This is a genomic window from Streptomyces sp. NPDC059897 (assembly GCF_042730865.1).
In the GTDB taxonomy this organism is placed as follows: Bacteria; Actinomycetota; Actinomycetes; order Streptomycetales; family Streptomycetaceae; genus Streptomyces.
Window position 1 is genome coordinate 1 of sequence record NZ_JBHWKQ010000060.1, and the last position, 14,504, is coordinate 14,504.

The 14,504-nt window shown below is 69.7% G+C and carries 13 protein-coding genes; all 13 read right to left on the reverse strand.

Annotation, left to right across the window (positions count from 1 at the left end; genetic code table 11):
- Positions 1-270: 270 nt before the first annotated feature.
- The 13 genes from ACFV9W_RS36405 to ACFV9W_RS36465 all read right to left on the reverse strand — a co-directional run bounded on the left by ACFV9W_RS36405 (position 271) and on the right by ACFV9W_RS36465 (position 14,481).
- Entirely contained in the window at positions 271-1,443 is a 1,173-nt protein-coding gene (locus ACFV9W_RS36405) for a DivIVA domain-containing protein (protein WP_385769860.1), read from the reverse strand.
- A 55-nt stretch (positions 1,444-1,498) separates the two neighbouring features.
- Positions 1,499-1,783, reverse strand: a complete 285-nt coding sequence (locus tag ACFV9W_RS36410; protein WP_385769862.1) for a YggT family protein — start codon at positions 1,781-1,783, stop codon at positions 1,499-1,501.
- A 75-nt stretch (positions 1,784-1,858) separates the two neighbouring features.
- On the reverse strand, positions 1,859-2,503 hold the full coding sequence (locus ACFV9W_RS36415; RefSeq protein WP_385769864.1) for a cell division protein SepF: 645 nt from the start codon (positions 2,501-2,503) through the stop codon (positions 1,859-1,861).
- A 126-nt stretch (positions 2,504-2,629) separates the two neighbouring features.
- Complete coding sequence (locus ACFV9W_RS36420; RefSeq protein ID WP_385769866.1) at positions 2,630-3,358, reverse strand: YggS family pyridoxal phosphate-dependent enzyme; 729 nt, start codon at positions 3,356-3,358, stop codon at positions 2,630-2,632.
- 6 nt (positions 3,359-3,364) lie between these two features.
- Complete coding sequence (gene pgeF, locus ACFV9W_RS36425; protein WP_385769868.1) at positions 3,365-4,105, reverse strand: peptidoglycan editing factor PgeF; 741 nt, start codon at positions 4,103-4,105, stop codon at positions 3,365-3,367.
- Between the two features lie 45 nt (positions 4,106-4,150).
- Positions 4,151-5,398: a cell division protein FtsZ gene (ftsZ, locus tag ACFV9W_RS36430; RefSeq protein WP_385769870.1), complete on the reverse strand. Its 1,248-nt coding sequence runs from the start codon at positions 5,396-5,398 to the stop codon at positions 4,151-4,153.
- Positions 5,399-5,696: 298 nt separating this feature from the next.
- Positions 5,697-6,500: a cell division protein FtsQ/DivIB gene (locus ACFV9W_RS36435; protein ID WP_385769872.1), complete on the reverse strand. Its 804-nt coding sequence runs from the start codon at positions 6,498-6,500 to the stop codon at positions 5,697-5,699.
- Positions 6,501-6,528: 28 nt separating this feature from the next.
- A complete protein-coding gene (murG, locus tag ACFV9W_RS36440; protein WP_385769874.1) occupies positions 6,529-7,617 on the reverse strand; it encodes an undecaprenyldiphospho-muramoylpentapeptide beta-N-acetylglucosaminyltransferase in 1,089 nt (362 codons plus the stop codon).
- A 6-nt stretch (positions 7,618-7,623) separates the two neighbouring features.
- Positions 7,624-8,952: a putative lipid II flippase FtsW gene (gene ftsW, locus ACFV9W_RS36445; RefSeq protein WP_385769876.1), complete on the reverse strand. Its 1,329-nt coding sequence runs from the start codon at positions 8,950-8,952 to the stop codon at positions 7,624-7,626.
- A gap of 91 nt (positions 8,953-9,043) precedes the next feature.
- Complete coding sequence (murD, locus tag ACFV9W_RS36450; protein ID WP_385769878.1) at positions 9,044-10,474, reverse strand: UDP-N-acetylmuramoyl-L-alanine--D-glutamate ligase; 1,431 nt, start codon at positions 10,472-10,474, stop codon at positions 9,044-9,046.
- Entirely contained in the window at positions 10,456-11,529 is a 1,074-nt protein-coding gene (mraY, locus tag ACFV9W_RS36455) for a phospho-N-acetylmuramoyl-pentapeptide-transferase (RefSeq protein WP_385769881.1), read from the reverse strand. The genes murD and mraY overlap by 19 nt, the downstream gene beginning before the upstream one ends.
- Positions 11,529-12,929, reverse strand: coding sequence for a UDP-N-acetylmuramoyl-tripeptide--D-alanyl-D-alanine ligase (gene murF, locus ACFV9W_RS36460; RefSeq protein WP_385769883.1), 1,401 nt, complete (start codon positions 12,927-12,929; stop codon positions 11,529-11,531). Before murF ends, mraY begins: the two co-directional genes overlap by 1 nt.
- Before the next feature lie 4 nt (positions 12,930-12,933).
- Positions 12,934-14,481 (reverse strand): UDP-N-acetylmuramoyl-L-alanyl-D-glutamate--2,6-diaminopimelate ligase, encoded by a 1,548-nt coding sequence (locus ACFV9W_RS36465; RefSeq protein WP_385769885.1) that lies wholly within the window; start codon positions 14,479-14,481, stop codon positions 12,934-12,936.
- Positions 14,482-14,504 lie beyond the last annotated feature (23 nt).

Below are 14,504 nucleotides of genomic sequence, written 5' to 3' on the forward strand. Positions count from 1 at the left end.
CCCCGAGGCCCACCGGTTTCCGGTTACCCCCCCCCCCCCCCCCCATCCCCCCCCGGCCGGGTGGCCAAGGCGCCACCCGAAGGGGGGGTTGGCAACAAACGTTTTTCTGCCAAACCGCCCCTTCGGCGTTTCGTACCCAGGCCGCACACCTGACCACCCACCCCACCGGCCCGCAAAAAGACCTCGGCCCGGATCGCAGAAACGATCCGGGCCGAGGCCTGAATGAATGCCGACGCCTAGCTACTGCCAGGCGCTACGCACACGCGCCGCTCAGTTGTCGTCCTCGTCGATGAGGAAGCCGCGCATCGGCGACGGAGCCTGACCCATCGGCGACGGGCCCTGCGGCCGCACCGGAGCCATCGGCTGCGTCATCGCGGGCGACATCTGCTGCTGACCGCCGCCGTACGACGGACCGCCGCTCTGCTGGTTGCCACCCATCGACTGGTTGCCGCCGTAGGACGGCGCACCCGCACCGGCCGGAGCCATGGAAGGCGCCGGGGACGGCGGCAGGCTCGCGGTCGCCGGGGTACGCGGCGGGGCCAGCGAGTCGTCGGCCTGGGTCTCCAGCTGGCGCAGCTGCGACTCCAGGTACGACTTCAGACGCGTGCGGTACTCGCGCTCAAAGCCGCGCAGGTCCTCGACCTTGCGCTCCAGCGTGGCGCGGGCGGACTCCAGGGAGCCCATCGCTACGCGGTGCTTCTCCTGCGCGTCCCGCTCCAGGGCGTCGGCCTTGGCACGGGCGTCACGCTCGAGACCCTCGGCACGGCTGCGCGCCTCGCCGACGATCTTGTTCGCCTCGGAGCGGGCCTCGGCGATCGCCTGGTCGGCGGTCTGCTGGGCCAGCGAGAGGACACGGGCGGCGCTGTCGCCACCGGGGCCCTGACCGGGCTGCGGCAGCTGCGGGCCGCCGTGGCCGCCCATGGGACCGCCCATCGGGCCGCCCAGCTGGGGCTGCTGGCCCATCGGACCCTGACCCATCGGGCCGGGACCCTGCGGACCACCCTGCGGACCGTGTCCACCAGGACCGGCCGGCAGCTGCGGGGCACCGCTCGGCAGCTGGGGCGGGCCACCCATGGGGCCGCCCATCTGCTGCTGCGGCGGGCCCGATATACCCGCGGGCACCGGGGCGCCCGGGCCTCGCATGCCCTGCGGGGGACCCTGCTGCTGGTCCTGCGGACCATCGGGGCCACCGGGTCCACCGGGGCCGCCAGGCCCACCGGGACCGCCGGGGCCCTTGCGCATGCCGCCCTGCTGCTGGTTCTGGGCAGCGGCACGGGTGGCTGCGGCAAGTTTCGCGCGCAGGTCCTCGTTCTCTCGAAGAAGACGAGTCAGTTCGGCTTCGACCTCATCGAGGAAGGCATCGACCTCGTCCTCGTCATAGCCTTCTCGGAGGCGGACGGTCGTGAACTGCTTGTTCCGCACGTCCTCGGGGGTCAACGGCATCTCTTCACCTCAACGTTGTCGTCGGCATTCGGCAAGACCGTAGTTGACATCGTGCTCACAGCCGGCTCACGACGGAGATCAGGATGTAGACGATGATCATCAGTACGAAGAAGGACAGGTCGAGCGCCACGCCCCCGAGACGCAGCGGCGGAATGAACCGCCGCAGAAGCTTGAGCGGTGGATCAGTGACAGTGTAGGTGGCCTCCAGGACCACCACCATCGCCTTGCCGGGTTGCCACGAGCGGGCGAACTGGAAGACGTAGTCCATGACCAGCCGGAAGATCAGCACGATGAGGAAGCACATCAGCGCGATGTAGACCACATCAAAAAACACGCCCATGTCGGCGGTTCCCTCTCCCCTGTGTCTCGTGCCTCGTGACTAGTTGGTTGCTAGCCGTCGAACTATTGCTGCGTCTCAGCTCTGGTTGAAGAACCCGCCCTCTGCGATACGGGCCTTGTCCTCCGCCGTGACATCGACGTTAGCAGGCGACAACAGGAACACCTTCTGTGTCACCCGCTCGATGCTTCCGTGAAGACCGAACACGAGACCGGCGGCAAAGTCGACAAGTCGCTTCGCATCGGTGTCGTCCATCTCCGTCAGATTCATGATCACCGGAGTGCCCTCACGGAAGTGTTCCCCGATGGTACGGGCCTCGTTGTAGGTCCGGGGGTGCAAAGTGGTGATGCGGTAGGGCTCCCGCTCGGACACGACCTTGGGCATGATCACCGGTGCGTTCTTCTCCAGGCTCTGACGTTCAGGTGTGATGGATGCCACGGGGGCGATTCGTGCCGGACGTCCGGATTCAGCGGCGAGCGAAGCAGGTTGGCGCACCGGTTCACGCTGCGCCGGGGGCTGCACTACTCTGACCGATTCCTCCACATCCGTGGCGGCATGGGAGCTGTGTGACTGATGCGACGGCTCGTGCCGTCGACGGTCGCGCTCGGGCTCCGGGTCGAGTTCGGGCTCGAAGTCGTCATCGGGGTCGAACCCCCGGCCGTCGTACCCATCGTCCTCCACGAGGCCGAGGTAGACCGCCATCTTGCGCATCGCGCCGGCCATTCTCTGAGTCCTCCGCTCTGTGGTGGATCGGCTGACGTCAACCAAAGTGCCCGCGATCCACGTGGCCTCCCCGCCCATCAGCGAGAATGACCATATTTTCTGCTGTGGTCCGACTTCTTCGCGACGTTACCCGAGCCGGGGTCGGACACCGAGGACCGCGGTACCGACGCGCACATGTGTCGCTCCGGCCGCCACAGCCTGCTCGAGATCCGAACTCATCCCTGCCGAGACCATGTTCGCAGCCGGATGGGCCGCGCGCACGGCAGTCGACAAATCCATGAGCCGCTCGAACGCCGCCTGTTGCCGCCCCGCGTAGCCCCCGGTGAGCGGCGCGACGGTCATCAGTCCGTCGAGCCGCAGCCCCGGAGCCTCGGCCACGCGAGCGGCCAACTCCTCCACTCCGCCGGGGCCGACGCCCCCGCGCTCCCCCCGGCCGTCCGCGTCGGCGTCGAGCGCGACCTGGATCAGGCAACCCAGTTCGCGCTCGGCCCGCACGGCTTCCTTGGAGAGCGCCGTGACGAGCTTGCCCCGATCGATGGACTGCACCAGATCGGCGTAACTCGCCACAGAACGGACCTTGTTGGTCTGAAGCTGACCGACAAAGTGCCAAGTGAGCGGCAGATCCGAGCATTCCGCGGCCTTGGGTGCCGCGTCCTGGTCCCGGTTCTCCGCCACGTGCCGCACGCCGAGCCCGGACAGGATCCGCACATCGCTCGCGGGGTAGGTCTTCGTGACCACGATCAGGGTCACGTCGTCCCGCTTGCGCCCGGCCGCCGCGCAGGCCGCGGTGATACGTTCCTCCACCGCGGCCAGGTTCGCGGCGAGCTCCGCCGTACGTTCCGAGAGGTTCGTCATGTCGTCTCAGTCCAGCCAGACATAGCCGGCGAGTCGGCCGGTGGCCTTGTCGCGGCGGTACGAGAAGTGATCGTGCGACTCAAGTGTGCACACCGGCGACCGCTCCCGGTCACGCACCCCGAGCCGCTCCAGCTGAGCGTGCACACCGGCGGTCACATCGACGGCCGGAGTTCCCCAGCTGGTCTCGGCGTACGCCGCCGGTTCCACCGCCGCGACCTCGGCCCGCATCCCGGCCGGCACCTCGTAGCAGCGCCCGCAGACCGCGGGCCCCGTACGGGCGATGATCCGGGCCGGGTCCGCGCCCCGCTCCACCATCGCCCGAACCGCGGCCGGCACCACGCCGGCGACCATGCCGGGGCGCCCCGCGTGCGCGGCGGCGACGACCCCGGCCACCGGGTCGGCGAGAAGTACGGGGGTGCAGTCCGCGGTGAGCACGGCGAGCGCGAGTCCGCGCCGCGCGGTGACGAGGGCGTCGACGCACGGAATGTCGGCTTCGGTGGGCCAGGGGCCGTCCACGACCGCCACGTCGGGGCCGTGCACCTGGTTCATCCACACGACACGGGAGGCCTCGATGCCGAGCGACCGCGCGGCCAGCTCCCGGTTGCGCAGTACGGCCTCGGAGTCGTCGCCGACCGCGCCGCCGAGATTCAGCTCCTCGAACGGAGCGGCGCTCACCCCGCCCCACCGGTCGGTGAAGGCGAAGTGCGCGCCACTCTCGGAAGACACTGTGTGATGTTGTCCTGTCACTGCGGTGATCCGACCTGCTCCACGATCACGTTCAGAAACACGTGATCACTTGAGGAAGTCCGGCACGTCGAGCTCCTCGGCCTGGCTGTCCGGGTAGGACGGCCGCGGAACCTGCGGCGGGGCGGGCGGGGCCACCGGCGCCTCGTTCACCGGAGCGGGCGCCTCGGCCGGCGGGGCCGGGGTCGGCGTCTGCGGCTGGGACTCCTCGCGCTGGGTGACGCTGCCGAGGTTGCCGAAGCTCGGACGCGCGGGCTCGGGGGCCGGCGTCGAGGGCCGCGCCGGCGTCGCCGGTTCCTCGCGCTTGGCGGTCTGCGAACCGACCACGTTCTCCCGCTTGTTCGGCGGCTGTCCGCCGTCGAAACCGGCGGCGATGACGGTGACCCGCACCTCGTCGCCGAGCGCGTCGTCGATGACGGCGCCGAAGATGATGTTCGCCTCGGGGTGGGCCGCCTCACTGACCAGCTGCGCCGCCTCGTTGATCTCGAAGAGACCGAGGTCCGAGCCGCCGGAGATGGAGAGCAGCACGCCGCGGGCGCCGTCGATGGACGCCTCGAGGAGCGGCGAGGAGATCGCCATCTCCGCGGCGGCCACCGCGCGGTCGTCGCCGCGGGCCGAGCCGATGCCCATGAGGGCGGAACCCGCCTCGGACATCACGGACTTCACGTCCGCGAAGTCGAGGTTGATCAGACCCGGGGTGGTGATGAGGTCGGTGATGCCCTGGACACCGGAGAGCAGGACCTGGTCCGCCGACTTGAACGCGTCGAGGACGGAGACCTGCCGGTCCGAGATGGACAGGAGCCGGTCGTTCGGGATGACGATGAGGGTGTCGACCTCTTCGCGGAGCTCGGCGATGCCGTCCTCCGCCTGGTTCGCCCGGCGCCGGCCCTCGAAGGTGAACGGCCGGGTGACCACACCGATCGTGAGGGCGCCGAGAGAGCGCGCGATGTTGGCCACGACGGGTGCGCCGCCGGTGCCGGTGCCGCCACCTTCACCGGCGGTGACGAAGACCATGTCGGCCCCCTTGAGGACCTCCTCGATCTCCTCGCGGTGGTCCTCGGCCGCCTTGCGTCCGACGCCCGGATTGGCTCCGGCGCCGAGTCCGCGGGTGAGTTCACGGCCGACGTCGAGCTTGACGTCCGCGTCGCTCATCAACAGGGCTTGCGCATCGGTGTTGATGGCGATGAACTCGACGCCCTTGAGACCGACCTCGATCATCCGGTTGATGGCATTGACACCACCGCCGCCGACACCGATGACTTTGATGACTGCGAGGTAGTTCTGCGGTGCTGCCACGTCGAAGGCCTCTCGCCTCGAGTTACGTGTCGCCGCCTCGCGTTCAACGGTGCGACGACTGATGCCGAATTGGGGCGGTCCGGACTACTAGTTGACTACTAGTCGACTGCCGACCCGAACCCTAACGCTGAAGTTTAGGGTTACCAGTGTGTCTGTTTCCTGGACTCTTCCGAACCTGACACTAAGTCGACAAGTGGCGCCCGTTCAACGAACACGCCGAACCTCCCGTTTTTCTTTTCACCCTATGTGATCAGCCATGTCGATGCCCAACCAGGGTGCTGGCCTGCATCGATGGGCGTCAACTCCCGGACGCGGCAGGGGCCGTGGGAACACTCACGTCCAAGTGCCTGGCCTTCGGGGCGGCTTTCATGAGAGCGGTGAGAGTGCGCGCTTTCGTGTCACCCCGCTCGGCGCTTCCCCAGGCGACGGTCCGCCCCCCGGTCAGCTCCAGCGAGATGTCGTCGTACGAGCGGACCTTGACGGTCCGCGTGTCCCGCGCGACCTGCTTCGGGAGCTGTCCGGCGACCCGCACCGCCTCGCGCACGAGCCGGTCGGGGCCGAAGCGCCGCAGGCTCGCCTCGGCGCCGCCCTGATCCGGCGTCAATTCGAGGAGGGGAACATGCTTCAGCGGCTTGTCGACCGTCGCGAAACGAACGCCTTCCCGGTCGACTTCGACGAACTTGTCTGAATTTCCGCCGTCTTCGACAATCAGAACCGGTTTACGTTCCGTCACTTTCAGCCCGATTCCGTGCGGCCAGGAACGGACCACATCAACAACGTCGATTCGGGGCAATTTCCGGCGCAGCCGGTCCTCGATCGCGTCCGTGTCGACGGAGATCAGCGGGGCGCCGACGGGAACCGCGGCCGCGTCCCGGACCTGAGCCGGCGTCAGGACCCGGGTGCCGGAGGGCTTGACGCGCTCCACGCGCAGCCACGGCGAGCCGTACAGCAGCCAGGTGCCGCCCGCGCCGAGCAGCACGAGCAGCACCCCGGTCACGACAAGGGTGCGCACGCTCGGCATGCGCACCCATCGCGCGGCGGGGGGCGGCTCGGACGCCTCGGACGACTCTTGTTCGCGATCCGTCGTGGTGGGTCCGGCCACTGTCCCCTGCCTTACCTTCGTCTACTCACTAGCGACGCGAGTTGATCGCCTCGTACACCATCCCGACGAGCAGGTCGTCGGCGTCCCTGCGGCCGAACTCGGCGGCCGCGCGGGACATCTCGTACAGCTTGTGCGGGTCGGCGAGCACGGGCAGGACATTGGCCTGGACCCACTCGGGGGTCAGCTCCGCGTCGTCGACCAGCAGTCCGCCGCCGGCCTTGACCACCGGCTGGGCGTTCAGCCGCTGTTCGCCGTTGCCGATGGGCAGCGGGACGTAGGCGGCCGGGAGCCCGACGGCGGAGAGTTCGGCGACGGTCATCGCGCCCGCGCGGCAGAGCATCATGTCGGCCGCGGCGTACGCGAGGTCCATCCGGTCCACGTACGGTACCGGGATGTACGGGGGCATCCCCGGCATCTGCTGGACCTGCGGCAGTTCGTTCTTGGGGCCGACCACGTGCAGCACCTGGATGCCGGAGCGCTGCAGGAGCGGCGCGACGCGGGTGACGACCTCGTTGAGGTGCCGGGCGCCCTGGGAGCCGCCGGAGACGAGCAGCGTCGGCAGGTTCGGGTCGAGGCCGAACGCGGCGCGCGCCTCGGGCCGCACGCGGGCCCGGTCGAGCGTGGCGATGGTGCGGCGCAATGGGATGCCGATGTAGCGGGAGCCGCGCAGCTTGCTGTCGGGCGTGGAGACCGCGACCTGCGCCGCGTACCGCGAGCCGATCTTGTTCGCCAGACCGGGCCGCGCGTTGGCCTCGTGCACGACGATCGGCACTCCGAGCCGCTTGGCCGCGAGGTAGCCGGGCAGGGCGACATAGCCGCCGAAACCGACGACCGCGTCCGCCTTCGTGCGCTCCAGGATCTGCTCGGCCGCCTTGATGGTGCCGCGCAGCCGGCCGGGGACGGTGATCAGCTCGGGCGTGGGCTTGCGCGGCAGTGGCACGGCGGGGATCAGGCCCAGTTCGTAACCGCGCTCCGGTACGAGACGGGTCTCAAGGCCGCGTTCCGTGCCCAGGGCCGTGATGCCCACGGTCGGGTCCTGCCTGCGCAGGGCGTCCGCGAGGGCGAGCGCCGGCTCGATGTGGCCGGCGGTCCCCCCACCGGCGAGTACGACATGCACCGAAATTCACCGCTCTCTGGACGGGCGTGCCGAGGCACGCCGTCGCATCGTGTTCCATCTCATCCCCCGGACTCCCGGGCTCCGCCGCATGGCGAGGGCCGCCCGCGCCGCCGGCTCGTCGCGCGCGAACGCGATGAGCAGCCCCACGGCGAACATGGTCGGAAGCAGCGCGGACCCGCCGTACGAGAACAGCGGGAGCGGGACTCCGGCGATCGGCAGCAGGCCGAGCACCGCACCGATGTTGACCACGGCCTGGGCCGTGATCCACGTCGTCACGCCTCCCGCGGCATAGCGAACGAAGGGGTCCTCCGTGCGTCCGGCCACGCGGATACCCGCATAGCCTAGAGCCGCGAACAGGGCGAGCACCGACAGCGTCCCCGCCAGGCCCAGTTCCTCACCGGTGATGGCAAAGATGAAGTCGGTGTGCGCTTCGGGAAGTTGTCCCCATTTTTCCACACTCGCTCCGAGCCCGGAACCGAAGAGTCCGCCGGAGGCCAGGGCGTAGATCCCGTGCAGTCCCTGCCAGCACATGTCGCCCGGCCCCGCGTCGGCGCTGCCCAGACAGGCCAGGCGCGCCATGCGGTTCGGGCTGGTCTTGATCAGGAGCAGGCCGATCACGGCGGCCACCGACAGCACGCCCACGAAGAGCCGCGTCGGCGCCCCGGCCGTCCACAGCAGGCCGAAAAGGATCGCGGTCAGCAGGATCGCGGTGCCCATGTCGCCGCCGAGCATGATCAGCCCGAGCAGCATGAACGCCACCGGAACGAGCGGCACCAGCATGTGCTTCCACTGCGTGAGGAGCCGCTTGTCGTGCTTGCGCGCCAGCAGGTCGGCGCCCCAGAGGATCAACGCCAGCTTCCCGAACTCGCTGGGCTGCAGCATGAAGGGGCCGCCCAGCGAGATCCAGTTCTGGTTGCCGTTGATCGACACTCCTATCCCCGGCACCTGCACGAGGACCATGAGGAAGACGCTGACGGCGAGGATCGGATACGCGAGCGCCCGGTGCAGCTTCACCGGCATCCGCATCGCGATCAGCAGCAGGATGCCGCCGATGACGGCCGCGACGAACTGCTTCTTGAAGAAGTACGAGCTGGACAGGCCCATCTGCAGGGCCGTGATCATCGAGGCCGAGTAGACCATGACCAGGCCGAGCACGGTGAGCAGCAGCGCGGCCCCGATGATCAGGTAGTACGCGGTCAGCGGCCGGTCCCAGGCCCGCTTGGCCCGGGAGTACAGGCGGCTTACCGGATTGACCCGGGCCCGGTAGACCTTGCTGGTCTTCCGCGGCGGCGCGAGGGGGCGCCCGGTCGTGCGGGGAGGACTGCTACCGGCCATGACCGTCCCCCACCGATGAGCCGTACGTCTGCGCTGCCACGTTCCCCTCCCGAAGGGTGCCCGGCGTCACCGGGCACCCTCTCGAGCCCCGTCAGACGCTGGTGGCGCCCAGTTCGCGGACCGCTTCCGCGAACGCCTCGCCACGCTTGTTGTAGTTGGTGAACATGTCCATCGACGCGCAGGCCGGGGCCATCAGCACGGTGTCCCCTTCGCGGGCGAGCCGCGCGGCCTCCTGGACCGCCGCCGACATCGCCCCAGTGTCGGTCCGGTCGAGGTCGACGACCGGTACTTCCGGGGCGTGTCGCTGCAGGGCTTCCCGGATCAGAGCCCGGTCCGCGCCGATCAGGACGACGCCGCGCAGCCGCTTCGCCGCGCCCGTCACCAGCTCGTCGAAGGTGGCGCCCTTGGCGAGCCCGCCGGCGATCCACACGATGGACTCGTACGAGGCCAACGACGCCTGCGTGGCGTGGGTGTTGGTCGCCTTGGAGTCGTCCACGTACGCGACACCCGCCACGTCGGCGACGTGCTCGATGCGGTGGGCGTCGGGGCGGAAGTTGCGCAGGCCGTCGCGGACGGCCTGGGGCTCGACACCGTAGGCGCGGGCGAGGGCCGCCGCGGCGAGGGCGTTGGCGATGTTGTGCGGGGCCGGCGGGTTGACGTCCCCGATCTCGGCGAGTTCCTGGGCGTTCTTCTGCCGGTTCGGAGCGAAGGCGCGGTCGACCAGGATGCCGTCCACGACGCCGAGTTCGGAGGGGCCCGGCGTGCCGAGGGTGAAGCCGATGGCGCGGCAGCCCTCCTCGACGTCGGCCTCGACGACCAGATCCTCGGTCGCCTTGTCGGCGACGTTGTAGACGCAGGCGACCTGGTTGCCCTCGTAGATGCGGCCCTTGTCGGCGGCGTACGCCTCCATGGAGCCGTGCCAGTCGAGGTGGTCGGGCGCGAGGTTCAGGACGGCGCCGGAGTGGGCGCGCAGCGAGGGCGCCCAGTGCAGCTGGTACGAGGAGAGCTCGACGGCGAACACGTCGTAGGCCTCGTCGCCCTGGAGGACCACGTCGATGATCGGCGTGCCGATGTTGCCGACGGCGGCCGTACGCAGTCCCGCAGCTTCCAGGATCGACGCGAGCATCTGCGTCGTCGTGGTCTTGCCGTTGGTGCCGGTGATCGCGAGCCAGGGCGCGGCGTTCGGGCCGCGCAGCCGCCAGGCGATCTCGACGTCGCCGACGACGTCCACGCCCGCGGCCGCGGCCTCCGCGAACAGCGGCGAGGAGGGCTTCCAGCCGGGCGAGGTGACGACGAGCTCCGTGCCCTCGGGCAGGGTGGACGAGTCACCGAGCTGGACGGAAATCCCCTCTTCTTTAAGAAGGGCCGCCTTTTCGCGGTGTGCCTCGCTGTCGCCGCCGTCCACGACGGTCACCGACGCGCCGAAGCCGGCCAGGGCGCGGGCGGCGCTGATGCCGCTCACGCCGAGACCGGCGACGGTGATGTTCATGCCCTGCCAGGAGGTCACTTCTTGGCTGCCCATCCTGCGTAGAAGAGGCCGAGTCCGACGATCACGCACATGCCCTGGATGATCCAGAACCGGACCACGACAAGGACTTCGGACCACCCCTTGAGTTCGAAGTGGTGCTGGAGCGGCGCCATCCGGAAGACGCGCTTGCCGGTCATCCGGAACGAGCCGACCTGGATGACGACGGACATCGTGATGAGGACGAACAGGCCGCCCAGGAGCGCGAGGAGGAGTTCCGTGCGCGAGCAGATCGCGAGGCCCGCGAGGGCGCCGCCGAGGGCCAGCGAGCCCGTGTCACCCATGAAGATCTTGGCGGGCGAGGTGTTCCACCACAGGAAGCCGAAACAGGCGCCCATCAGGGCCGATGCGACCACCGCCAGGTCGAGCGGGTCTCTGACCTCGAAACACGCCCCTGGGTTGGTGAGGGTCTGCGCGTTGGCGCAGGACTCCTGGAACTGCCAGACACCGATGAAGGTGTACGCGCCGAAGACCATCACGGAGGCGCCGGTGGCGAGGCCGTCGAGGCCGTCCGTCAGGTTCACGCCGTTCGACATCGCGAGGATCATGAACAGCGCCCAGACCACGAACAGGACCGGGCCGATCGACCAGCCGAAGTCCTCCACGAAGGAGAGCTTGGTGGACGCGGGGGTGTTGCCTCTGACGTCCGCGAACTGCAGTGAGATCACCGCGAAGGCGATGCCGACGATCAGCTGTCCGGCCATCTTGGCCTTGGCTCTGAGGCCGAGCGAACGCCGCTTGACGATCTTGATGTAGTCGTCGAGGAAGCCGACGAGCCCCATGCCCGCCATCAGACCGAGCACGAGCAGACCCGACAGGGTCGGCGCCGCGCCGGTGATGAGCTTGCTGAGGAAGTACGCGATGAGGGTCGCCAGGATGAAGGCGATACCACCCATGGTCGGCGTGCCGCGCTTGCTGTGGTGCTCGCGCGGGCCGTCGTCACGGATGAACTGGCCGTAGCCCTTGCGCGCAAGGAGCTTGATAAGGAGCGGCGTTCCGGCGAGCGTCAGGAAGAGACCGATGACGCCCGCGAACAGGATCTGCTTCATCATCAGGCATCAACCCCACCCTGCACGTCGGAGAGCAGCGCCTGTGCCACGCTCTCCAGGCCCACCGACCTGGATGCCTTCACGAGCACGACGTCTCCCGGGCGCAGCTCGCTGCGCAGCAGGTCGATCGCCGCCTGTGCGTCGGACACGTGCACCGACTCCTCACCCCACGAACCCTCGTTATAGGCGCCCAGTTGCATCCAGGACGCTTCCCTGCCCCCGACTGCAACGAGCTTGCTGACGTTGAGCCGGACGGCGAGCCGTCCGACGGCGTCGTGCTCGGTCAGCGACTCGTCGCCCAGCTCGGCCATCTGCCCGAGCACCGCCCACGTCCGGCGCCCCTTGCCCATGGCCACCAGCGCGCGCAGCGCCGCTCGCATGGACTCGGGGTTCGCGTTGTAGGCGTCGTTGACGATCGTGACGCCGTCCGAGCGCTCGGTGACCTCCATCCGCCAGCGGGACAGGTTGCCCGCCTCGGAGAGCGCGAGGGCGATCTCCTCCACGGACATGCCAAGGTCATGGGCGACGGCGGCCGCGGCGAGCGCGTTCGACACGTGGTGCTCACCGTACAGGCGCAAGGTCACGTCGCTGCACCCGGAGGGTGTGTGCAGGCTAAAGGCGGGCTGTCCGGTGTCCGTGAGCCGGACGTTCTCGGCACGGATGTCGGCGTTGTCGGCTTCTCCGAAGAAGAGCACCTTCGCCTTCGTGCGCGAGGCCATGGCCCGCACCAGCGGGTCGTCCGCGTTGAGGATCGCGGTGCCGTCCTCCGGCAGCGACTCGACCAGCTCGCCCTTCGCTTCCGCGATCTGCTCGCGGCCGCCGAACTCGCCGATGTGCGCGGTCCCGACGTTCAGGACGACTCCGACCTTCGGGGGCGTGAGGCCCGTCAGGTACCTGATGTGGCCGATGCCGCGGGCGCCCATCTCCAGGACGAGGAACTGCGTCTCGTCGGTGGCGGTGAGCGCGGTCAGCGGCAGGCCGATCTCGTTGTTGAACGAGCCCGGCGTGAAGACCGTGTCGGCCTTGCGGCGCAGCACCTGGGCGATCAGGTCCTTGGTACTGGTCTTGCCGGCGGAGCCGGTGAGGGCAACCAGCGCGGCGCCGAGCCGTGCGACCACGTGCCGGGCCAGCGCGCCGAGCGCGGCCTGGACGTCGTCCACGACGATGGCGGGCACGCCGACCGGGCGCGAGGCCAGCACGGCGACGGCACCCTTGTCGACGACCTCGCGCGCGTAGTCGTGGCCGTCGACCCGCTCGCCCACGAAGGCGGCGAACAGGCTTCCCGGCTCGACCTTGCGCGAGTCGATGACGACCGGCCCGGTCACCCGGACCTGCGGGTCCGGTATGTCGTACGTCTGCCCGCCGACGGCTGAGGCGATCTCGGCGAGGGAGAGGGCGATCACAACTTCATCCCTGGGTTTTCTGGTTGTCGACGGTGGCTTCGGCCGCTTCGATGGCCGCGCGGAGCACCTGGCGGTCGTCGAACGGGCGGATCACACCGGCGATGTCCTGGCCCTGCTCGTGGCCCTTGCCCGCGACGAGCACCGTGTCGCCGGGCTCGGCACGCGCCACGGCAGCGGCGACGGCGGCGGCCCGGTCCTCGAACACGGCGACGTCGCCCCGCTCGTGGGCCGGCACGTCGGCGGCGCCCGCGAGCATCGTGGCGAGGATCGCGAGGGGGTCCTCGGAGCGCGGATTGTCGGAGGTGAGGATGGCCGTGTCGGCGAACCGCGCCGCGGCCGCGCCCATCGGCATCCGCTTGGTCTTGTCGCGGTCGCCGCCGCAGCCGAGCACGATGTGCAGCTTGTTCTCGGTGACCTTGCGCAGCGCCCGCAGGACGGACTCCACGGCGTCGGTCTTGTGCGCGTAGTCGACGACGGCGAGGTACTTCTGGCCGGCCTCCACGCGCTCCAGGCGACCGGGCACGCCGGGTACGGCGGCGACGCCGTCGGCCGCGGTCTGCGGGTCGATCCCGGCGACGGCGAGGGTCACGATGGCGGCGAGGGTGTTCGCCACGTTGAAGGGGCCCGCGAGCGGCGATTTGGCGGTGATCCGCTCGCCCTTGGGGCCGATGACCGTCAACGTCGAGTCGAAGGGCCCGACTTCGACGTCCTCGGCGCGCCAGTCGGCGTCCGGGTGGCCCTCGGCGGAGAACGTGACGACCGGGACCTCGGACTCGTCGATGAGCCGGCGCCCGTACTCGTCGTCGAAGTTCACGACGCCCTGTTTGCTGCGCGCCTTCGTGAACAGCTGGGCCTTCGCCTGGAAGTAGTCCTCCATGTCGGAGTGGAACTCCATGTGCTCCGGGCTCAGGTTGTTGAAGACGGCCACGTCGAAGACGCAGGCGTCGACCCGGCCCAGCACGAGGGCGTGGCTGGAGACCTCCATGGCGACGGCGTCCGTGCCGCGCTCGCGCATGACCGCGAACAGCGCCTGGAGATCGGTGGCTTCCGGAGTGGTGCGCTCGGACTTGATCCGCTCGTCGCCGATCCGCATCTCGACCGTGCCGATGAGACCGGTGCTGCGCACGGTCTTCAGGCCGCCCTCGATGAGGTACGCGGTGGTGGTCTTGCCCGAGGTACCGGTGATGCCGATCTGGAGCAGGTCCCGGCCGGGGTGGCCGTAGATCGTGGCGGCCAGCTCGCCCATCCGGCTGCGCGGGTTGTCCACGACGAGCGGGACCAGGCCGGCCTCGGACACGCGCTGCCAGCCCGCCGGGTCGGTCAGCGCGGCGACGGCGCCGAGCGAGGCGGCCTGCGCGGCGAAGTCGGCGCCGTGCGCGCGGGCTCCGGGCAGGGCCGCGTACAGGTCGCCGGGGCGCACCGCACGGGAGTCGTGGGTGATGCCGGTGACTGCTGCCGCGGCCGTGGGCGCTTGGACACCCAGTTGATCGGCGAGTTCCGCGAGGGGTGTGGCGGAGACCTCGACCGGTCGCGGCGGCCCGGGGTATGTCACGGGTGCGCCCTTCTGGGTGGTTT

Bases quoted from the DNA above. Each gene is read 5' to 3' on its own strand.
- mraY (WP_385769881.1), bottom strand. From the start codon at position 11,529: ATGATGAAGCAGATCCTGTTCGCGGGCGTCATCGGTCTCTTCCTGACG.
- ACFV9W_RS36405 (WP_385769860.1), bottom strand. From the start codon at position 1,443: ATGCCGTTGACCCCCGAGGACGTGCGGAACAAGCAGTTCACGACCGTC.
- ACFV9W_RS36420 (WP_385769866.1), bottom strand. From the start codon at position 3,358: ATGACGAACCTCTCGGAACGTACGGCGGAGCTCGCCGCGAACCTGGCC.
- ftsW (WP_385769876.1), bottom strand. From the start codon at position 8,952: ATGGCCGGTAGCAGTCCTCCCCGCACGACCGGGCGCCCCCTCGCGCCG.
- ACFV9W_RS36415 (WP_385769864.1), bottom strand. From the start codon at position 2,503: ATGGCCGGCGCGATGCGCAAGATGGCGGTCTACCTCGGCCTCGTGGAG.
- murD (WP_385769878.1), bottom strand. From the start codon at position 10,474: ATGGGCAGCCAAGAAGTGACCTCCTGGCAGGGCATGAACATCACCGTC.
- ACFV9W_RS36410 (WP_385769862.1), bottom strand. From the start codon at position 1,783: ATGGGCGTGTTTTTTGATGTGGTCTACATCGCGCTGATGTGCTTCCTC.